Source organism: Enterobacter sp. 3U4, from assembly GCF_057224565.1.
Map to the genome: position 1 here is coordinate 2,244,433 of NZ_CP136665.1, position 19,593 is coordinate 2,264,025.

The 19,593-nt window shown below is 53.4% G+C and carries 22 protein-coding genes and 2 tRNA genes; 11 read left to right on the plus strand and 13 right to left on the minus strand.

Annotated features, from left to right (window positions below; all coding sequences use genetic code 11):
• Window positions 1-89 precede the first annotated feature (89 nt).
• Window positions 90-1,307 carry a multidrug efflux MFS transporter MdtG gene (gene mdtG / locus RVY89_RS10755; protein WP_484827802.1) on the plus strand — a complete coding sequence of 406 codons (1,218 nt, stop codon included), beginning with the start codon at window positions 90-92 and terminating at the stop codon, window positions 1,305-1,307.
• A 96-nt stretch (window positions 1,308-1,403) separates the two neighbouring features.
• Window positions 1,404-1,778, plus strand: coding sequence for a MysB family protein (locus tag RVY89_RS10760; RefSeq protein ID WP_023311118.1), 375 nt, complete (start codon window positions 1,404-1,406; stop codon window positions 1,776-1,778).
• A 6-nt stretch (window positions 1,779-1,784) separates the two neighbouring features.
• Here RVY89_RS10760 and RVY89_RS10765 read toward each other — a convergent pair whose 3' ends face one another.
• From RVY89_RS10765 to mdoG, 3 genes are all read right to left on the minus strand, one after another.
• Entirely contained in the window at window positions 1,785-2,012 is a 228-nt protein-coding gene (locus tag RVY89_RS10765; protein WP_008500835.1) for a YceK/YidQ family lipoprotein, read from the minus strand.
• An 84-nt stretch (window positions 2,013-2,096) separates the two neighbouring features.
• Window positions 2,097-4,625: a glucans biosynthesis glucosyltransferase MdoH gene (gene mdoH / locus RVY89_RS10770; RefSeq protein ID WP_484827803.1), complete on the minus strand. Its 2,529-nt coding sequence runs from the start codon at window positions 4,623-4,625 to the stop codon at window positions 2,097-2,099.
• Window positions 4,618-6,171, minus strand: a complete 1,554-nt coding sequence (mdoG, locus tag RVY89_RS10775) for a glucans biosynthesis protein MdoG (RefSeq protein ID WP_021240787.1) — start codon at window positions 6,169-6,171, stop codon at window positions 4,618-4,620. The genes mdoH and mdoG overlap by 8 nt, the downstream gene beginning before the upstream one ends.
• A gap of 254 nt (window positions 6,172-6,425) precedes the next feature.
• On the opposite strand from mdoG, the gene mdoC reads away from it, so the two are divergent.
• Window positions 6,426-7,565, plus strand: a complete 1,140-nt coding sequence (gene mdoC / locus RVY89_RS10780) for a glucans biosynthesis protein MdoC (RefSeq protein WP_484827804.1) — start codon at window positions 6,426-6,428, stop codon at window positions 7,563-7,565.
• 33 nt (window positions 7,566-7,598) lie between these two features.
• Here mdoC and ymdB read toward each other — a convergent pair whose 3' ends face one another.
• The 5 genes from ymdB to csgB all read right to left on the minus strand — a co-directional run bounded on the left by ymdB (window position 7,599) and on the right by csgB (window position 10,071).
• On the minus strand, window positions 7,599-8,141 hold the full coding sequence (ymdB, locus tag RVY89_RS10785; RefSeq protein WP_484827805.1) for an O-acetyl-ADP-ribose deacetylase: 543 nt from the start codon (window positions 8,139-8,141) through the stop codon (window positions 7,599-7,601).
• Between the two features lie 106 nt (window positions 8,142-8,247).
• On the minus strand, window positions 8,248-8,568 hold the full coding sequence (locus tag RVY89_RS10790; RefSeq protein WP_484827806.1) for a type 1 fimbrial protein: 321 nt from the start codon (window positions 8,566-8,568) through the stop codon (window positions 8,248-8,250).
• 160 nt (window positions 8,569-8,728) lie between these two features.
• Window positions 8,729-9,061, minus strand: coding sequence for a curli assembly chaperone CsgC (gene csgC / locus RVY89_RS10795; protein WP_484827807.1), 333 nt, complete (start codon window positions 9,059-9,061; stop codon window positions 8,729-8,731).
• Between the two features lie 60 nt (window positions 9,062-9,121).
• Entirely contained in the window at window positions 9,122-9,574 is a 453-nt protein-coding gene (gene csgA / locus RVY89_RS10800) for a curli major subunit CsgA (RefSeq protein ID WP_023311110.1), read from the minus strand.
• A 41-nt stretch (window positions 9,575-9,615) separates the two neighbouring features.
• Entirely contained in the window at window positions 9,616-10,071 is a 456-nt protein-coding gene (gene csgB / locus RVY89_RS10805; RefSeq protein WP_484827808.1) for a curli minor subunit CsgB, read from the minus strand.
• Between the two features lie 742 nt (window positions 10,072-10,813).
• On the opposite strand from csgB, the gene csgD reads away from it, so the two are divergent.
• From csgD to csgG, 4 genes are read left to right on the plus strand one after another with little or no spacing between them, the layout of a single operon-like run.
• On the plus strand, window positions 10,814-11,464 hold the full coding sequence (gene csgD / locus RVY89_RS10810) for a biofilm master transcriptional regulator CsgD (protein ID WP_021240790.1): 651 nt from the start codon (window positions 10,814-10,816) through the stop codon (window positions 11,462-11,464).
• A gap of 4 nt (window positions 11,465-11,468) precedes the next feature.
• On the plus strand, window positions 11,469-11,858 hold the full coding sequence (csgE, locus tag RVY89_RS10815) for a curli production assembly/transport protein CsgE (protein ID WP_484827809.1): 390 nt from the start codon (window positions 11,469-11,471) through the stop codon (window positions 11,856-11,858).
• A gap of 23 nt (window positions 11,859-11,881) precedes the next feature.
• A complete protein-coding gene (gene csgF / locus RVY89_RS10820; RefSeq protein ID WP_484827810.1) occupies window positions 11,882-12,295 on the plus strand; it encodes a curli production assembly/transport protein CsgF in 414 nt (137 codons plus the stop codon).
• A 26-nt stretch (window positions 12,296-12,321) separates the two neighbouring features.
• Window positions 12,322-13,155 (plus strand): curli production assembly/transport protein CsgG, encoded by an 834-nt coding sequence (gene csgG / locus RVY89_RS10825; RefSeq protein WP_024908984.1) that lies wholly within the window; start codon window positions 12,322-12,324, stop codon window positions 13,153-13,155.
• A gap of 43 nt (window positions 13,156-13,198) precedes the next feature.
• On the opposite strand, the gene RVY89_RS10830 is transcribed toward csgG, so the two are convergent.
• The 4 genes from RVY89_RS10830 to ghrA all read right to left on the minus strand — a co-directional run bounded on the left by RVY89_RS10830 (window position 13,199) and on the right by ghrA (window position 16,113).
• Window positions 13,199-13,681 carry a DUF1097 domain-containing protein gene (locus tag RVY89_RS10830; protein ID WP_484827811.1) on the minus strand — a complete coding sequence of 161 codons (483 nt, stop codon included), beginning with the start codon at window positions 13,679-13,681 and terminating at the stop codon, window positions 13,199-13,201.
• 96 nt (window positions 13,682-13,777) lie between these two features.
• The gene (locus RVY89_RS10835; protein ID WP_484827812.1) at window positions 13,778-14,332 is read right to left on the minus strand and encodes a TorD/DmsD family molecular chaperone; all 555 of its coding nucleotides are present in this window, start codon (window positions 14,330-14,332) and stop codon (window positions 13,778-13,780) included.
• A gap of 20 nt (window positions 14,333-14,352) precedes the next feature.
• On the minus strand, window positions 14,353-15,090 hold the full coding sequence (locus RVY89_RS10840; protein ID WP_248227612.1) for a phosphatase: 738 nt from the start codon (window positions 15,088-15,090) through the stop codon (window positions 14,353-14,355).
• An 84-nt stretch (window positions 15,091-15,174) separates the two neighbouring features.
• Window positions 15,175-16,113 (minus strand): glyoxylate/hydroxypyruvate reductase GhrA, encoded by a 939-nt coding sequence (ghrA, locus tag RVY89_RS10845; protein ID WP_484827813.1) that lies wholly within the window; start codon window positions 16,111-16,113, stop codon window positions 15,175-15,177.
• Window positions 16,114-16,345: 232 nt separating this feature from the next.
• Here ghrA and RVY89_RS10850 point away from each other — a divergent pair.
• Window positions 16,346-16,433, plus strand: a tRNA-Ser gene (locus RVY89_RS10850).
• Window positions 16,434-16,561: 128 nt separating this feature from the next.
• Here the strand turns inward: RVY89_RS10850 and RVY89_RS10855 are convergent.
• Window positions 16,562-17,467 carry a LysR family transcriptional regulator gene (locus tag RVY89_RS10855; protein ID WP_484827814.1) on the minus strand — a complete coding sequence of 302 codons (906 nt, stop codon included), beginning with the start codon at window positions 17,465-17,467 and terminating at the stop codon, window positions 16,562-16,564.
• A gap of 109 nt (window positions 17,468-17,576) precedes the next feature.
• Between RVY89_RS10855 and RVY89_RS10860 the strand changes: the two genes are divergently transcribed.
• The 3 genes from RVY89_RS10860 (at window position 17,577) to RVY89_RS10870 (ending at window position 19,370) form a co-directional block, all read left to right on the plus strand.
• On the plus strand, window positions 17,577-18,437 hold the full coding sequence (locus RVY89_RS10860; RefSeq protein WP_484827815.1) for a pirin family protein: 861 nt from the start codon (window positions 17,577-17,579) through the stop codon (window positions 18,435-18,437).
• Between the two features lie 20 nt (window positions 18,438-18,457).
• On the plus strand, window positions 18,458-19,135 hold the full coding sequence (locus RVY89_RS10865; protein WP_048027360.1) for an isochorismatase family protein: 678 nt from the start codon (window positions 18,458-18,460) through the stop codon (window positions 19,133-19,135).
• A 147-nt stretch (window positions 19,136-19,282) separates the two neighbouring features.
• Window positions 19,283-19,370, plus strand: a tRNA-Ser gene (locus tag RVY89_RS10870).
• The last annotated feature ends 223 nt before the right edge of the window (window positions 19,371-19,593 follow it).

The window sequence follows — 19,593 nt, forward strand, 5'->3', positions numbered from 1 at the left end:
CTCATTGCGGCAATCATAACCCAGGCGCATAATTAGCAGGCTTATTACTTTATGCTTCAGGTGCTCTGCACCTCATTATGCGGATAGTTATGTCACCCTCAGATGCCCCCATAAACTGGAAGCGTAACCTCACGGTTGCGTGGCTTGGCTGTTTTCTCACCGGCGCGGCCTTTAGCCTTGTCATGCCCTTCCTGCCGCTCTACGTCGAACAGCTGGGCGTGACGGGCCACAGCGCGCTCAATATGTGGTCCGGCCTGGTATTCAGCATCACGTTTCTCTTTTCCGCGATGGCCTCGCCCTTCTGGGGTGGCCTTGCCGACCGCAAGGGACGTAAAATCATGCTGCTACGCTCGGCGCTGGGGATGGCCATTATCATGGCGCTGATGGGCGTGGCGCAGAACGTCTGGCAGTTCCTGATCCTGCGCGCGCTGCTGGGCTTGCTGGGGGGGTTTATTCCCAACGCGAACGCCCTGATAGCCACGCAAATCCCCCGCCATAAGAGCGGCTGGGCGCTGGGCACACTCTCCACCGGCGGCGTGAGCGGTGCTCTGCTGGGACCGCTGGCCGGAGGACTCCTGGCCGATAGCTATGGCCTGAGGCCGGTATTCTTTATCACCGCCAGCGTGCTGTTCCTGTGCTTTATCGTCACCCTGCTCTGTATTCGGGAAAACTTCACGCCCGTTGCGAAGAAAGAGATGCTCCACGCCAGGGAGGTGCTAACCTCGCTCAAAAATCCCAGACTGGTGCTGAGCCTGTTCGTGACGACAATGATTATCCAGGTGGCTACCGGGTCGATTGCCCCTATCCTCACGCTGTACGTTCGCGACCTGGCGGGTAACGTCAGCAATATTGCGTTCATCAGCGGGCTGATTGCCTCCGTACCCGGCGTGGCGGCGCTGTTGAGCGCCCCGAGGCTGGGTAAACTGGGGGACCGCGTCGGTCCGGAAAAAATCCTGATCTGCGCGCTGGTGATTTCCGTGCTGCTGCTTATCCCGATGTCGATGGTGCAAACGCCATGGCAGCTAGGCGTCCTGCGGTTTTTGCTGGGTGCCGCCGACGGCGCGTTGCTGCCCGCCGTACAGACCCTGCTGGTCTACAACTCCACGAATCAGATTGCCGGGCGTATTTTCAGCTATAACCAGTCATTTCGCGATATCGGTAACGTCACCGGACCGCTGCTCGGGGCGGGTATTTCCGCCAGCTTCGGTTTTCGCGCCGTCTTTATCGTGACGGCAGGCGTTGTGCTGTTTAATGCCATTTATTCGTGGTTCAGTTTATCCCGCGCGCTGCGGCCCGTGACGGAATAAGACGAACGCCTGAAGCTTATTTTCGCATTCATACTTGCAGAATCTTATATTCAGCTATTCTTTCCCTGAAACCTTCTGGAAAACAGGGAGACACCAATGACCATGTACGCCACGCTGGAAGAAGCTATTGACGCCGCTCGTGAAGAGTTCCTCGCCGATAACCCCGGCGTTGAAGAAGAAGATGCTGACGTGCAACAACTTAATATCCAAAAATACGTTCTGCAGGATGGGGATATTATGTGGCAGGCCGAATTCTTTGCCGATGAAGGTGAAGAAGGGGAATGTTTGCCGATATTAAGCGGTGAAGGTGCGCAGGCCGTCTTTGACGGTGACTATGATGAAATCGAACTGCGGCAGGAATGGCTGGAAGAGAACACCCTGCACGAATGGGATGAGGGCGAATTTCAGCTCGAGCCACCGCTGGATACGGAAGAAGGTCAAACCGCAGCCGATGAGTGGGACGAGCGTTAATTTACGCTACTCGTAGGGGCCGTGGCTGGCATCGATCGGCAGCAGCAGCGTGTCAAAAATTAGCGAGAATGGCAGATCGAGCACGGTGAGGTAGCGCCATGCGGAGTCACGGAGATCCCATTTCACGCCCGGGTAATACTGATTCCCGTGGCCTTGCCCTGGAATGGTGCGGCTGATGATGCTGCCGCAGCCGCTGAGCAGGCATGCCATCAGAACGACGATGATTATTCTCATCTTTAACCTCTAAAAAAATACCGGCGATTAAGCCGGTATTTTATCTGGCGGGTGGCGCTTCGCTAACCCGCCCTACTTAACAACTTACTTCGCCTTCAACGCCAGCGGGTTCAGTTTCAGTTCTTTATAGTAGTTTACCCACGAAGAGTATCTCTCCGGAGCGGACCACACGCGGTAGTGAAGACGCGCCATCGTTACCGGGTCGCTCAACAGAACCAGACGACGGTCGCGGTTGAGTTTTTCCGGGGTCTCGTTAAGCGCCTGCTCAACGTGACGATCGCGGGCAATCTCCAGCACCTGGCTGGCACGGTGACGCGCGGTCGCCATTGCCGTCGCCAGGGCGTTGAATGACGGGTTAAACACGGCGTGCATGAAGCCATCATCCAGCGAGCGACTGCGGTTCTGCTCCAGGTAACGATCGGTGTCCACCAGAACCTGCGGCGGGGAATACTCTTCCGGGATCAGGAACAGTTTCCAGCGTTTGGTTCGCAGGCCCACCGTTGAACGGCTGGAAATCACGGACACAAACGGCGACAGGATCAGAGAGAAGACAATCGGCGCCAGCCAGAACAGGAAGCGCAGATCCAGCCACGCCATCCCGGCCGCCCACACCAGACCCAGCAGCAGCTGAGAACCGTGGCGCATAAAGGCTTCACCCCACGGCGTGGAGTCGTCATCACGCTGCGGTGAGTTCCAGACCACTTCCCAGCCCAGGAACGCACTGACCACAAACACGGTGTGGAACAGCATACGTACCGGTGCCAGCAGCACGGAGAACAGCACTTCCAGCAGCAGCGAAAGGGTCACGCGGAAGAAACCGCCGTACTCTTTCGAGCCTTTGCACCAGATCAGGATGATGCTGAGCAGCTTAGGCAGGAACAGCAGCACCATCGTGGAGGCAAACAGCGCAATCGCCAGCTCCGGACGCCACTGCGGCCACACCGGGAACAGCTGGCGTGGCTGCAGGAAGTATTGCGGTTCCGTCAGGGCATGGACGACCTGCAGCGCAGTGGAAAGCGCGAGGAACATAAACCACAGCGGTGCGGAGAGATAAGACATCACGCCCGTCAGGAACACCGCGCGGTGTACCGGGTGCATCCCTTTAACAAGGAACAGGCGGAAGTTCATCAGGTTACCATGACACCAGCGGCGGTCACGCTTGAGCTCGTCCAGCAGGTTCGGCGGCAGCTCTTCGTACGATCCCGGCAGGTCGTAGGCAATCCAGACGCCCCAGCCAGCACGACGCATCAGCGCCGCTTCTACAAAGTCATGCGACAGAATAGAACCGGCAAACGAACCCTCACCCGGCAGCGGCGCCAGCGCACAGTGTTCAATGAACGGCTTCACGCGGATAATGGCGTTATGGCCCCAGTAGTGCGACTCACCCAGCTGCCAGAAGTGCAGACCCGCCGTAAACAGCGGCCCGTAAACACGGGTGGCGAACTGCTGGCAGCGCGCATAAAGGGTGTCCATACCGGATGCTTTTGGCGAAGACTGAATAATACCCGCGTTAGGGTTGGCTTCCATCAGACGCACCAGACCGCTCAGGCAGTCACCGCTCATGACGGAGTCCGCATCCAGCACCACCATATAGCTGTACTGGTTACCCCAGCGACGGCAGAAGTCATCGATGTTACCGCTTTTACGCTTCACGCGACGGCGGCGACGGCGGTAGAAGATCTGCCCTTCGCCCTGCACTTCTGCAATCAGCTCCATCCACGCTTTTTGCTCTGCAACGCAGATATCCGGGTTGTAGCTGTCGCTCAGGATATAAACGTCGAAATGCTCCGCGTTGCCGGTCGCCTTCACGGACTCCCAGGTCGCACGCAGGCCCGCAAATACGCGGTCAACGTCTTCGTTACAGATAGGCATAATCAGCGCGGTACGATGCTCGGGATTGAGGGGTTCATTCCCGACCGTTGACGCCGAAATGCTGTATTTGTCACGCCCCATCAGCAGCTGCAGGAAGCCCATCAGCGCGGTCCAGAAACCGGCTGAGACCCAGCAGAAGAGGACCGCGAACAGCAGAAGAATGCCGCTCTGCAGGATATACGGCAGCAGCTGCATGAAGGAGACCCAGAGATCCTGGCCCATCATGTCCGTCGGATTGATAAACGCCCAGCCCTGGTAAGGCAGGATAGTCTTCATGTACCAGGTCGCGACGACCGTCTGCGCCAGCGTCAGAAGCAGCAGGATGTAGCGACGGATGGTCCCCACGGTACGCCATTTCTGTTCGGACGCCTGCTCTTCTTTCGTCAGGCGCGACAGATAGCGCGGCGTCACATCACGCCCGCGCAGGCGATCCCAGAAGCGGCCCACCGGGTTGGTGCGCCATGGGTCGGGGAACATAGAGGAACGCGTGGCCTTCGGCATCGCCTGAAGCTGATCGCGTCCTTCGTCGTCTTTAATCAACTGCCCTTCTGCCAGCGAGTCCGGCCAGGCCTGCTCCAGACGCGCTTTGACTGACCCGAGCGGCGTATCATCATCACGGGAATACTGACGATGTTCACCATCCAGCGCGGTGTGAACCGCGCGGATGTCGCTCTTAGGCAGTGCCGCTTTTTCGATATCCGTCAGCGGCATGGCATCAATATATTCAGATGTATTATTCATTGGCAGGTAGCTGATAGCTCCAGGTTTCACTCAGCGGCTGATCGTTACTGACCAGCGCTGCACGCATTTCAGTGGTCTGTTTCGGATCTTTCACTTTCACGCGCAGGGTCAGACGCCAGCCTTTGGTTACCGGGTTGTAACGCACGGTATTCTCAACGATCTCACCGTTATCACCGATGCTGGCCTGAGCGGCAACGGCAGTGTCCGGTGACAGTTTTTTCATATCCTGGCCTGTGAAGTCCACGACAAACGCCACGGTACCGTCAGGCTGACGGATAAGATTAGACTGCTTCACGTCACCCGTTGAGCGGCGAGTCTGCATCACATACGCGTTATCCGGCGCATGCAGCTTATCTTCGTCGCGGCTGAAGGTAATGGTGTACTTGAAGTTCATCTCTTTACCGGCTTCCGGAAGCTGATCCGGCGTCCAGTAAGCGACGATGTTATCGTTGGTTTCGTCGTTGGTTGGAATTTCTACCAGCTCGACCTTACCTTTACCCCAGTCACCGTTTGGCGTGACCCAGGCGCTTGGACGCTGGTCATAGCGATCGTCCAAATCTTCAAAGCGGGAGAACTGACGACCACGCTGCAGCAGGCCAAAACCTTGCGGGTTTTCCATCGCGAAGCTGCTTACCGCCAGATGTTTCGGGTTGTTCAGGGGACGCCAGATCCACTCACCGTTACCGGCATGAATAGACAGACCGTTGGAGTCGTGCAGTTCCGGGCGGAAGTTGGTTGCCGGTGACGGCTGATTCGGCCCAAACAGGAACATACTGGTCAGCGGCGCAACGCCCAGTTTGCCCACTTTATCACGCAGGTAAACCTTAGACTGCACGTCAACCACCGTGTCACGACCCGGCATGATCACAAAGCGATAGGCACCGGTCGCGCGCGGGGAATCCAGCAGCGCATAAATAGTCAGACGCTTATCCGTTGGTTTTGGACGTTCAATCCAGAACTCACGGAAACGTGGGAACTCTTCACCTGATGGCAGCGCGGTATCAATAGCCAAACCACGCGCAGAAAGCCCGTACACCTGCCCCGCGCCGATAACGCGGAAATAGCTGGCGCCCAGCATGCTGACGATTTCGTCGTTTTTATCTTTGCTGTTGATCGGGTAAAGCACCTTAAAGCCTGCGAAGCCCAGGTCTTTCACCGTATCTTTATCATGTTGCACATTGCCAAAATTGAAGTAATCCGGGCTGTACTTGATCTTACGTACCGCGGTTGCCGTCACTTCATTGATGGCAACAGGCGTGTCGAAGTACATACCCTGATGATAAAATTCAAGCTTGAACGGGGTTTTAATATTGCTCCAGTACGCTTTATCGTGATTGAACTGGATCTGCTGATAGTCCGCATACTTCATGTCGCGGAAAACGGAGGGCAAGTTACTTTTCGGCGCTTCGTAGCTCTTGCCTGCCATCGATTTTGCCTGTTTTGCGACATCGTCGATGTTAAAGGCCAGTGCCGATGAGGTATACAGTGATAACACCACTGCAGCACCCAACCAACGCATTTTCATCATCTGTGGTTTATGTTTCATAATAAGTAAGCACTTCCCCCTTTGTGTGCTTATATCGATCCGATCCATTTTAATGGAAACTCAGGCAATCCGACAACATTATCACTGCTTTGTTCAGCTGCTGGCTCAGGGATTAAGCAAATGAAAGAACCCGCTATTCACTTTGCGTGCTTATCCTGGAGACAGGGTGTCGGTCTTGGTGTAGGGTTGCCTTCGAATGTAACCATTATGAGTCTTAGGGATAAGACGAAAAGTCTGAGAATGCACAACGTTATATGAGCACAACACCAACAGAACGTGAATATTTCCTCGACTCGATCCGGGCCTGGCTGATGCTATTGGGGATCCCCTTTCACATTTCACTGATTTACTCCAGCCACACCTGGCACGTGAATAGCCAGATGCCCTCCTGGTGGCTGACGCTGTTTAATGACTTTATTCACGCCTTCCGTATGCAGGTGTTTTTCGTCATATCCGGCTATTTCTCCTACATGCTGTTTCTGCGATACCCGCTCAAGCGCTGGTGGAAAGTGCGCGTAGAACGCGTGGGGATCCCCATGCTGACCGCAATACCGCTGCTGACGCTGCCCCAGTTCATTATGTTGCAGTACGTGAAGGGCAAGGCGGAGAACTGGCCGAATCTGTCGCTGTATGAAAAGTACAATACGCTGGTATGGGAGCTGGTGTCTCACCTGTGGTTCCTGCTGGTCCTGGTGGTGCTCACCACGGTGAGTCTGTTGATTTTCAGCCGCCTGCGCCGCCATCTGAGTACAAAAGCCGACGCCTTCTTCGCCAACGTTACGATGGGCAAACTGTCAGTGCTCTTCTTGCTGTTGGGGATTGCCTATGCCGCCGTGCGCCGAACGCTGCTTATCGTCTACCCGCCGATTTTGAGCGACGGGTTATTTAATTTTGTGGTGATGCAGTCCCTGTTCTACATTCCGTTCTTTTTAATCGGCGCGCTGGCCTTTATTTATCCGAAGCTTAAATCGCTGTTTGTCACCCCATCACCGTGGTGCGCGCTGGGAGCAAGCCTCGCGTTCGCGGCCTATCTCCTGAACCAGCGCTACGGCAGCGGCGATGCCTGGATGTATGAAACGGAAAGCGTGATCACTATGCTGCTCGGGCTGTGGATGGTGAATGTGGTATTCGCGCTCGGCCACCGCCTGCTGAACTTTAAGTCCAGCCGCGTGACCTACTTCGTTAATGCGTCACTCTTTATCTATCTGGTGCATCACCCGTTGACGCTTTTCTTCGGGGCTTACATCACCCCGCATATCGCCTCCAACACGCTGGGCTTCTTTACCGGTCTGGTGTTTGTTGTCGGGGTGGCGATCGTACTCTACGAAATCCATCTGCGGATCCCGCTCCTGCGTTTCCTCTTTTCAGGTAAACCGCAGGCAAAAGCCTCATAAACCACGCGGCGCACCCGATGCGCCGCGCTTGTTTCAGCTTTCCAGCTCTTGTCTTCGCTGAGTCAGAAGCCGCTGATAAAGATGCGTGGTGTCCTCGTCAAAACAGACAAAAATCACCTTCTCTGGCAGCGGTTTTAACGACAGATAGCGGTAAACGGTTTCGACGGCGATCGTGGCGGCAGCAGCCTTAGGATAGCCATACACGCCGGTGCTGATGGCCGGAAACGCCATCGTTTTATAGCCGTTGTCGGCGGCCAGTCGCAGACAGTTCCGGTAAGCCTCTTCCAGAATACTCGCTTCGTGCTGGTCCCCGCCATGCCAGACCGGCCCTACGGCGTGAATCACCGCTCTGGCAGGCAGATCGCCCGCAAGCGTAATCACCGCATGGCCGGGAGGACATTCACCCTGCTGTTGCCGCACGGTTTTGCAGGCTTCCAGCAGCTGCGGTCCGGCAGCCCGGTGGATAGCCCCGTCCACACCGCCTCCCCCCATCAGGGAGGGATTGGCTGCATTTACGATGACGTCGACGTGCATGGTCGTAATATCACCATGAATAACTTCAATTTGCGGTTTCATAAAGCCCCTCTGCAACCCGCCTTTATCTTAAGTGTATCGCAGAGGAGACCGGGAGAAAAAACTATCAGAAAAAATCCTCTTCCACCGCAGGGCGCGCGAGCGCGCACTAGCGATACTGGATTTCGACAACCGCGAGCGTTTTTTCAGGATTAAGGTATTTCATATTGAGCGTTGCCAGGTTTGAGTCGCTCACTTTCCCGTTGAGCGCCTCTTCATAGCTGACCATACGCGTTTGCATACGGTTATTATTTGGACATGATATTGCAATCTGTTGCTTCTGGGGAGCGACTTCACAGGGGTCGGCGACAATGGCACCGCGAAAATGAATGATGCCACCATTCACAACGGTGGCACAATAAACCGGGAGGCTAAAAACAGCAACGATCAGGCCCAGACCCGTCACGAGTCGAGCGAAAGAGTGGTTCATTATAGGTACTCCTCAATGAAAATCGTCCTTGAGGGGTAAACGCACTTCATTATGACAAACGAAGTCTCACGTTAAGGAACATAATGACCTGGTCCCTGATATCAGCATAGCTCAACGGCGAAGACCCGCCATATTCGCAATACATTGATTTCATGAATATTTAGATCGAACTTCCCGCTGGCGACCACTGTTGTGATAAATGAAGCGATTTTCCATCTGAAACGGTGACAACGATTTTTACCGTGTCTCCCGCGCTTATATTTAAACTCAGGCGCATTAAATCAATCGTCTGATTAGCGGGTATAAAAAGTTTGTTTTGCTGCCGGGAAGAACTTTGTCCCCCCTGCCCTTCCCGCAGAGAAACAATCTGAACCTGACAATCACACGGCTGCGCCAGAGTGACCTGTGGGATAATGGTGGTCATATTTTCCTGCTGCGACGTTTTGAAGGTTATCTGGCTGGAAAGGGCGGCGAGTAGAATTAAGGTATTCATGATGAACTCCCGAAAAAAACAGGGCATCAGCCCTGTTTTTTTGTAGCACAGATTTCAGTATCAGTACTGATGAGCTGTCGCGTGGTTACCAAAGCCGATTTGGGTAACGTTGACAGTAGAGTTAGAAGCAGTCTGGTCTACGAGGGCACCGTTAAAGCCGCCGGACTGGCTAACGTTCATAACAGATTTTTTACTGTTCCACTGATCAAGTGTTGCACTGTTGCCAAAACCTTTCTGGCTCAGGTTGATTTTACTGTCATCAGAACCCTGACCAACGTCAGCGCCGTTACCGCCACCTTTCTGGGAAATATTCAGCACAGAATTTCTGGCGTCTGTCTGCAGAGCAACCGCGGAGTTACCGCCACCGTCCTGATAAATATTCAGGGTTGAATTTGGGCCACTGTATCCGCCATGACCATGTCCATGACCCCAGCCGCCCTGATTAATAGAACCCGCCATAGCACTACCAGAAACTACGATTGCTGCAAGCGCTGCCACTTTGAGAAATTTCATGGTAAACCCCCATCGGATTGATTAAAGTCGTCGCGAAGGCGCTAATGTTGAATAACGTTAATCGCCATTTGCGACTGTTTCTGCACTACAACTGCGGTTTTCTGCGTACCGTACTGCGTAATATTTGCTCTATTACCCGACCCTTTCTGGATAATTTTCGCGCTATTACCGTATCCATCTTGCGTAATACCTGCATCATTCGCGTTACCGCTTTGATCGATCCAGGCAATATTGTAACCCCCTGATTGATCAACTCTCGCTCTGTTACCTGCCCCATCCTGGGAAACAATGGACAAGAGTTTTGAACCCTCCTGGCGAACCTGAGCGTCATTGAAAACACCCTGTTGACCAATAATGGCTGCCTGATTTAGTGATGAAAGACTTAATTCGTTAACCGCAAAGTTATATTCAGAATTTGCCAAATCTGAATTCGCTGCGGCTACAAATCCAGGCGCACCCAATAATGTAAACATCATAATTAACGATGCGTTTTTCATGTTGTCACCCTGGACCTGGCTATTTAATCACTCCATGTTTAAACGACTCGTATTGTGTTAACGCGTCGTTACGGTGAAGAGTATGTCCGCTGAAACATTTTAAATATCTCACCCGCGCGGCTTATTTTTATTTATCGGCTCATCACAAAGTCGTAATTTACATCAAAAACCACTTTAATCAGGCCAGCTTATATTTTTTATTAAAGGTGTGTTGCGAGAAGGTTGTACAACGAGGCGAAGGCTGTCCACGCTTCCTCCCGGGTTGTTTAAACGTAACGGCAGGAGAACATTTTTTTTACCGCGTGACACGGAGCCTCTTTTCTTAAGCCAGAAAGTCGCTCATTCGTGGGCTTAGAAATCATCTGAAACTCATACTTAACTATCGCTTTACAAAAATAAAAAATAACATTAAAAATCAAACCATTAAAAATATTTGTATGATTTTTAAAATCTGTGCACCTCTATTTAGGTGTACAACTTTCTCATCATTTGTTGCCATTACAAACAACCGAATTTCACAAATTAATATTGATTTTTACATTCAGTTACATGTTTAACACTTGCTTTAAACTTCGTAAAAGCTAGATTGAAATTAGATGTACGAAATTGGTTTTATATTTACCTCCCTGTGGAGGTTATGGTCTGATTCTACACACAGCAGTGCAACATCTGTCAGTACTTCTGGTGTCCTCTAATAAACAGGAGGACAGCTGCCAGATGCCTAAAAAAGTGGGGTTTCATCATGTATAATGAAGTCCATAGTTTACATGGTCATACATTACTGTTGATCACAAAACCTTCTTTGCAAGCGACAGCGTTATTACAACATTTAAAGCAATCTTTATCACTGAACGGGAAATTGCATAATATTCAACGTTCTTTTGATGATATTGCTCCTGGCAGCATCATTCTGTTCGATATGATGGAAGCTGATAAAAAGCTTATCCATTACTGGCAGGATATTTTAAGCAGGAAAAACAATAATATCCGCGTGCTATTGTTGAATACCCCTGACGAATATCCCTTCAGAGATATTGAAAGCTGGCCGCATATCAATGGCGTGTTCTACGTCACGGAAGAAGAAGACCGGGTGGTTGAGGGCCTGCAGGGTATATTGCGCGGAGAGTGTTATTTTTCGCAAAAGCTTGCAAGCTACCTCATTACGCACTCCGGAAATTATCGCTATAACAGCTCAGAGTCAGCACTGCTCACGCACCGTGAGAAAGAGATCCTGAATAAGTTACGCATTGGTGCTTCAAATATTGAAATCGCCCGTTCGTTATTTATCAGCGAAAATACGGTAAAGACGCACCTTTATAATCTTTTCAAAAAGATAGCTGTGAAAAACCGAACTCAGGCGGTTTCGTGGGCTAACGATAACCTCAGGCGTTAATCACATGAAACGCACGTTGAGTTGGATCGCCGCAGCGAGTTTCCTGCTCGCTGCAGGGAATCTGAAGGCCGTCGAGGTCGAAGTTCCCGGATTGTTAACAGACCACACAGTCTCATCGGTCGGGCACAGTTTTTACCGAGCCTTTAGTGACAAATGGGACAGTACTTATACCGGAAATATAACAATCAACGAGCGGCCCAGTGCACGATGGGGAAGTTGGATAACAATAACGGCTAATCAGTCCGTTATTTATCAAACGTTTTTATTCCCCACAAAAATGGACTTCGATAAAAACGTAGCCTTAGCACTGGCACAATCAGAAGACGCTATTAATCGCCTGCAAATAGATAAAGCCCTATTAAGCACCGGCGATTTAGCAAAAGACGAGTTCTAGCGAACCGATATGCGGAGGCTGTCATGCGTATTGCATATGCAGTTGTTTCGATAATGCTGATCACACCCATAAGCTGGGCCGGAAACATGACGTTTCAGTTCCGTAACCCTAACTTTGGCGGTAACCCTAACAACGGTGCGTTTCTGCTGAACGAAGCCCAGGCGCAAAACTCCTATAAGGATCCAAGCTTAAAGGATTTTAGCATTGATACCCCATCCGCCCTGGACAACTTCACTCAGGCTATCCAGTCGCAGATTTTAGGCGGGTTATTGACCAATATTAATACCGGTAAACCCGGCCGGATGGTGACCAACGATTTTATCGTTGATATCGCCAACACCGATGGACAGCTTCAGCTGAACGTAACCGATCGTAAAACCGGAAGGGTTTCCACCATTCAGGTTTCCGGTCTTCAAAGTAATTCAACTGACTTTTAAACAATAGCTAAATAAGGACAACGATCATGCAGCGCTTCCTGATATTTGTTGCAGTGTGCTTATTGAGCGGTTGTTTAACTGCTCCACCTAAAGAAGCTGCAAAACCTACATTAATGCCTCGGGCCCAGAGTTATCGTGATTTAACGCATTTACCTGCTCCAACGGGGAAAATATTTGTCTCCGTATACAATATTCAGGATGAAACCGGGCAATTCAAACCTTACCCGGCAAGTAACTTCTCCACGGCCGTGCCGCAAAGCGCTACCGCGATGCTGGTTACCGCGCTCAAGGATTCGCACTGGTTTATTCCGCTGGAACGTCAGGGGCTACAAAACCTGTTGAATGAACGGAAAATCATTCGTGCCGCACAGGAAAATGGCACCGTCGCGGCCAATAACCGCACGCCTCTGGAATCTCTGGCGGCAGCGAACGTGATGATTGAAGGATCGATTATTGGCTACGAAAGTAACGTTAAATCGGGTGGTGCGGGCGCGCGGTACTTCGGTATCGGTGCGGATACCCAGTATCAGCTCGACCAAATCGCCGTTAACCTGCGTGTGGTTAACGTCAGTACGGGCGAAGTGCTCTCTTCGGTGAACACCAGCAAAACGATTCTGTCTTATGAAGTTCAGGCTGGGGTATTCCGCTTCATCGATTACCAGCGTTTGCTGGAAGGTGAAATCGGCTATACCTCTAACGAGCCGGTCATGATGTGTCTGATGTCAGCCATTGAAACCGGCGTGATCTACTTAATCAACGACGGTATAGACCGCGGGCTGTGGGATCTGCAAAACAAAGCAGACGTGCAGAACCCGATACTGGTGAAATACCGCGATATGTCAGTCCCTCCGGAATCCTGACAGGAAGCGCATAAAAAAGGCGAGATGATTATCTCGCCTTTTTTTATTCGCTCACCGCCGTGATGTTTTGCGCTTTTTCCCGTCGCGACGCCAGCCAAAGACCGCTGTTTTTCATCGCATAGCCAAACAGCAAACCCAGCGCCAGGGAAGGGACCACCAGCTTCCAGTCACCCTGCCCTGCAAAGGTCGCGCACGCTCCCATAAAGGTTCCCGGCACAAACGAAAGCAGCAGATGCTTAGCCTGAATGCACATCAGGAAAGCAACAACGCCCGTCATGACGTATCCCAGCATCTCCAGATGCGGCGCCAGCGCGCTGCCTTTCACGATCACCAGCGCCCAGATAACACCGCTCATCAGCGTGCAGCCAGAGATGAAGAGCCCTTTGATGCCCCCCTGCGGGCAGGCGAAATAGGCCGTACAGCCAAGGAATCCGGCCCAGCTGAGCAATCCAAGAGACACGGCCACCCATCCCCAGAGTCCGGAGAGAATGCCCGTCGTTATTGCGATACAAAGTAATATGTTCATGGCGCGCATCTTAGCAGAAGCGCACCATAGAAATGCGATCAGAAGCACATTACGTGCAAATTGAAATGCAGAGTTGCAGAAATTATGTGATCTAAATCACTCTTCGTTCTCTTCTTCCAGCTCATCCCACATCGCCGCGATCGCGTCGCGGGTCAGCGGTGCCAGCGTTCTCCAGAACGGCGAGGTGGCATGCGCTTCGACTTTACCCAGGAATGTGCCGACCCACGGCAGCAGGTACGTTTCGAACAGCGTTTCGATAGCTTCGTTCTCATCATCCCCGGCGTTGTCTTCGAGCCAGGAGGCAGCAAGCAGCAGCGTACCGATATGATCGGCTGGCGTATCGCTCAGCGGCATACCGCGCGTGGAGAGGAAAGCACGGACTTCCGCTTCCGTCGCCCCTTCCTGCCAGGCTGAACGGTATGGCGAAACGCGGCACTCATCGCCAATGAAAAGCGCATTGTAATCCGTCGCGATCTGCTGCATATCGCAGCTTTTTTGCAGACGTTCCAGTAAATCATCCTGTTCCAACGGCCAGTTCTGCGCCAGCTTACCTTCACGAATTAACGTGAAGAGCGGAACTAACAGCGGGTCTTGCGGCTGGCGATAATAGAGCGTACCCAGCACGCGGCAAAGGATGGAAAACTCATTCATTTTTTTATTCCATTACACAATTAAAGATCGGCAAATTCGGCAATCGGCTCCATTCCGCGGGACTCAAGGAAATCGAGCATGCGGCGTGGGGTCACGTTCAGGATTTGCGCTTCCGGGAAGTTAACGTCATTCAGCACCTTCAGGCACTCGCTGAAATCGCCCAGCGTGAAGGCGGTATGGGAATCCGAACCCAGCGCCACCATGCCACCCGCATCACGCACGGCGGCCGCCACGGCGCGACAGTTGGCTTCACTTCCCTTACGCGAGTGAACAAAGGAGGAGTTATTAATCTCCAGCGCCACGCGGTGCTTCGCTGCCGCCTGCGCGACAGCCTGAATATCAATCGGGTACCTCGGGTTGCCGGGGTGGCTGATAATGTGCACATTGCCGCTGGCAATGGTGGCAATCATCGCCGCGGTGTTGGTCTCTTTATCCTGAGGCGGGAAAACCGGCTCGTGGAAACCGGCGAGGATAAGATCCAGAGACGTCAGCATCGGGCCGGTGCAGTCGATTTCACCGTCGGTATTTTTGATGTTCGCCTCAATGCCGCGCAGTATCCCAATGCCGTCCACCAGACGTGGCCAGATCCGCATATTCACAAAATGCCAGTAGTGCGGCGCATCCGCCATGTCCGGGCCATGATCGGTGATCGCGAACAGCTTAATACCCTTAAGCTTCGCCTGGGCGATATAATCATGGAGGTTGCTATACGCGTGGGTACTGGCGACGGTGTGCATATGCAGGTCAACGGGATACATCTCTCTCTCCTCTGCGGTTTTTCCAAAGGATAGCAGTTATCAGCGGCGAATATTAGCAAAAACCCGGCGAACGCCGGGTTTCTCTCAGTAGCCGCGCTGTCTGTCGACCTTGCCGGTGACCGCGTTACCCTTTTCCATTTCACTGATGGTATGGGATATGTACGCCACCGCTTCTGCCGGACGCGTCACGGCGGCCACGTGCGGGGTCATCGACACGCGCGGATGTGCCCACAGCGGGCTTTCCGCGGGCAGCGGCTCACGGCTATAGACATCCAGCATCGCGCCTTTAAGCTTTCCGCTGTCCAGCGCCTTCAGCAGATCGGACTCGACCAGATGCACCCCGCGCGCCAGGTTCATCAGGTAGCTCTCATCGGCTAACTGGTTGAGCAACGCTTCATTGATGATCCCAACCGTTTCCGACGTATTGGGCAGCAGGTTGATGAGCACGCGCGTGCCGTTCAGAAAGGCCGGGAGTTCATCCGTGCCGGCAAAACTCTCTACGCCCGGATAATTTTTGCGGCTGCGGCTCCAGCAGCGCAGCGGAAAGCCCCACGGGGCGAGCGCTTCAGCCACCTTTGAGCCCAGCACGCCCGCTCCGAGAATGCCAATGGTAAAGTCTTCGCGACGGTAATCCGGCAGAGGCTCCCAGCGGGCCTGCTGTTTGAATGCCTGATAGTCATCAAAGCGGCGGAACCAGTGCAGCACCTGGCTGACGGCATATTCCTGCATCTGCTGGCCCATTCCGGTATCTTCGAGGCGGAATAGCGGGATATTTTCTGGCAGCATTTCAGGGTGTGCTTTGAGCTTGCTCAGAATGGAATCCACGCCCGCCCCAAGGGCAAAAACGGCCTTCAGTTTACGGCCCTGAAGCATTTCGACCGGCGGATGCCAGACCAGCGCATAGTCGGCATGTTCGTTATCACCGCGCTTCCACTCGCGAACGCGTGCGCCGGGTAATGCCGCCGAAAGTGCGTCAATCCAGTAGGCTGTATCAAACGTGGGGTGATAGAAAAGTATATCCATAGTCAATCCTGCCTTTTATTGCGCTGATTTATTTTGTTTTTTAACGAGGCTGCCAGCATAACAAATTTATTGCACGGCTGTGTTGTTGATAAAAAAGACGCTTTCAGCACATTTAAGAATCATGTTGCCTGAAGTTTGTCTAAACGCGCTAAATTACTGAAAAAGTGAGTTGACGGCAGTTCGGCTTTTCCTTACATTAGCGCCCGTCCCGCCAACAACGGGATGACAATATGGTGAGGTGTCCGAGTGGCTGAAGGAGCACGCCTGGAAAGTGTGTATACGGCAACGTATCGGGGGTTCGAATCCCCCCCTCACCGCCATATTCGAGATGAGAGCTCGTACGAAAGTACGGGCTTTTTTCTTTTGGGTCGCACCAGGGGATTCGAACCTTGAGCCTCGCTGCGCTCTTTATGTCGGGTGGCGCTGCGCTTACCCGACCTACAAAAAGCTACTCCTCCACCATCTTCGCGTACTCTTCGGTCAGAAAATCCACCAGCGTCCTGACGGACGGCAGCAAACCTCGTCTGGATGGATAAACGGCGTGAATCACTTCCCGTCGCGGTTCCCACGCGTCCAGCACCCGTACCAGTTCCCCTGACGCAAGCTGATCCTTTACCATCAATATCGGCAACTGCACAACGCCCACGCCCGCCATCGCCGCTTCCCGCAATGCCAGCATGTCGGTGGTAATAAAGCGCGGTGAGTAGTGGATCTCCGCTTTCGCCCCCTCTGGACCACTGAGTTCCCATTTATGCACCTGTTTACCGGCTCCCATACTTAATCCCGGCCATTCACTGAGCTCGGAAGGCATTAGCGGTTTACCCATACGTTCAATCAGCTGCGGACTCGCCACCAGGCAATGCCCCCTGTCAGCCAGCACCCTTAACACCAGATCGCTGTCATCAAACGGACGCGGACGCACGCGGATAGCCACATCAATACCTTCGCCAACAAGATCGACCCGACGATTGGTGGCCTCAAGCTGGAGATTAATCCCGGGGTAGCGCGCCATAAACCGCGCCAGCATCGGTCCCACGTGGACGTGCAGTAACGTGACGGGACAGGTGATCCTGACTACGCCGCGCGGCTCAGCCTGCAGCGCAGCAACGGCCTCTTCTGCCGCTTCTGCTTCTACCAGCATTGCCTTACAGTGCTGATAGAAAGTCTGCCCCACTTCCGTCACCGTAAACTGCCGCGTAGTGCGCTGTATCAACCGTACGCCAAGCCGCTCTTCCAGCTGCGCAATCCGGCGGCTTAGCCTGGACTTCGGTAAATCAAGCGCTCTTCCCGCCGCCGCAAAGCCACCGTAGTCCACAACCTTCACAAACCAGACGAAGTCATTGAGATCCTGCATAAATCCTCATCGTTCTATTTTCAGAACAGTGAATGCCATTTTCACTATCTACCGGGATATTAACCCTGAATATAAGCTAATTACATCAACAGAACATCAGGAGTTAATCATGAAAAACATCACTGGCGTTTATACCGCTCCTCGTCAGCACTGGGTAGGCGACGGTTTCCCGGTCCGCTCAATGTTCTCTTATCAGACGCACGGCGAGCCTCTCAGCCCGTTCCTGTTGCTGGACTACGCGGGTCCATACACCTTTCCGGCAGACGGCGCGAAACGCGGCGTGGGTCAACATCCTCACCGGGGTTTTGAGACGGTCACTATCGTCTATGCCGGTGAAGTGGAGCATCGCGACTCCACGGGGGAAGGTGGTGTGATTGGCCCCGGCGACGTGCAGTGGATGACCACAGGCGCAGGCATTTTGCACGAGGAGTTCCACTCCAGCGCGTTCTCGCAGAAAGGTGGAGAACTGAAAATGATGCAGCTTTGGGTCAACCTGCCGGCGAAAGACAAGATGGCCGCACCGGGCTACCAGAGCATCACGAAAGCCGACATCCCGGTGGTGACGCTGCCTGACGGCGGTGGAACGCTGCGGGTTATTGCCGGTCGCTACGACACGGTGACCGGCCCGGCGCACACCTTCTCGCCGCTCAACGTCTGGGACATCGCGCTGAACCAGGGAAGCCATCTGACGCTCGCTCAGCCGGAAGGCTGGAGCACGGCGCTGGTCGTGCTTGAAGGCAGCATCACGGTAAACGGTACCGCTCAGGCGGGTGAAGCCCAGCTGGTCGTGTTAAGTCAGGAAGGCGACAAACTGCACCTTGAAGCGAACAGCGACGCAAAAGTGCTGCTGATGGCCGGCGAGCCGCTGAATGAACCGATCGTGGGCTATGGCCCGTTTGTGATGAACAGTAAAGCCGAAATCAACGAAGCCATTCGTGATTTCAATTCCGGCCGCTTCGGCCAGATCTGAACATAATAAAGGAGAGGAAGATGTCTACACCTGCGAATTTTAACGGCACCCGTCCGGCCATCGATGTAAACGATGCGGTGATGTTGCTTATCGATCACCAGAGCGGTCTGTTCCAGACCGTTGGGGATATGCCCATGCCGGAACTGCGTGCCCGTGCGGCAGCGCTGGCAAAAATCGCAACGCTTGCGAAGATCCCGGTGATCACCACCGCGTCCGTCCCGCAGGGACCAAACGGACCGCTTATTCCTGAGATCCACGCCAACGCGCCGCATGCGCAATATGTTGCCCGTAAAGGCGAAATCAACGCCTGGGATAACCCTGAGTTCGTGGCGGCGGTAAAAGCCACCGGGCGCAAGACGTTGATTATCGCGGGCACCATTACCAGCGTCTGCATGGCCTTCCCGTCCATCAGCGCGGTGGCGGACGGGTATAAAGTGTTTGCGGTGATCGATGCCTCCGGCACCTACAGCAAAATGGCGCAGGAGATCACGCTGGCGCGCGTTGTACAGGCGGGCGTGGTACCGATGGATACGGCGGCGGTGGCCTCTGAGATCCAACGTACATGGAACCGTGAAGATGCGGCGGAGTGGGCGGAGGTGTACACCCATATCTTCCCGGCATACCAGCTGCTGATCGAAAGCTATAGCAAAGCACAGGAAGTGGTTAAAAACAGCGAAGTGCTCGATTCACAGCGTTAATCCCCAGCTCCGCGGCGTAAAAACCGTGGAGCTGATTATTGCTTAACCGAACAGGCACTAAAGCTGAAAATCTGCTTGACCGTGTCAGCGCAACTCCCTATAGTAGCACCCCGTTGCCCCCCAAGCGGTCAGGCAGCAAAACAATATGGTGAGGTGTCCGAGTGGCTGAAGGAGCACGCCTGGAAAGTGTGTATACGGCAACGTATCGGGGGTTCGAATCCCCCCCTCACCGCCATATTTAAAGAAGAGCTCGCATGAAAATGCGGGCTTTTTTTTGCATGTTGCACACCTCTGGGGGGATGAGAATCCCCGACTGGGGTTCGACAACTGGCGACAGCCAGTTGGACAGACTGAGAGCGAAGCGAACAGGCTGCCCGCAGGGCGAGCGAAGCGAGTCAATCCCCCCTCACCGCTATATTTAAAGAAGAGCTCGCATGAAAATGCGGGCTTTTTTTGCA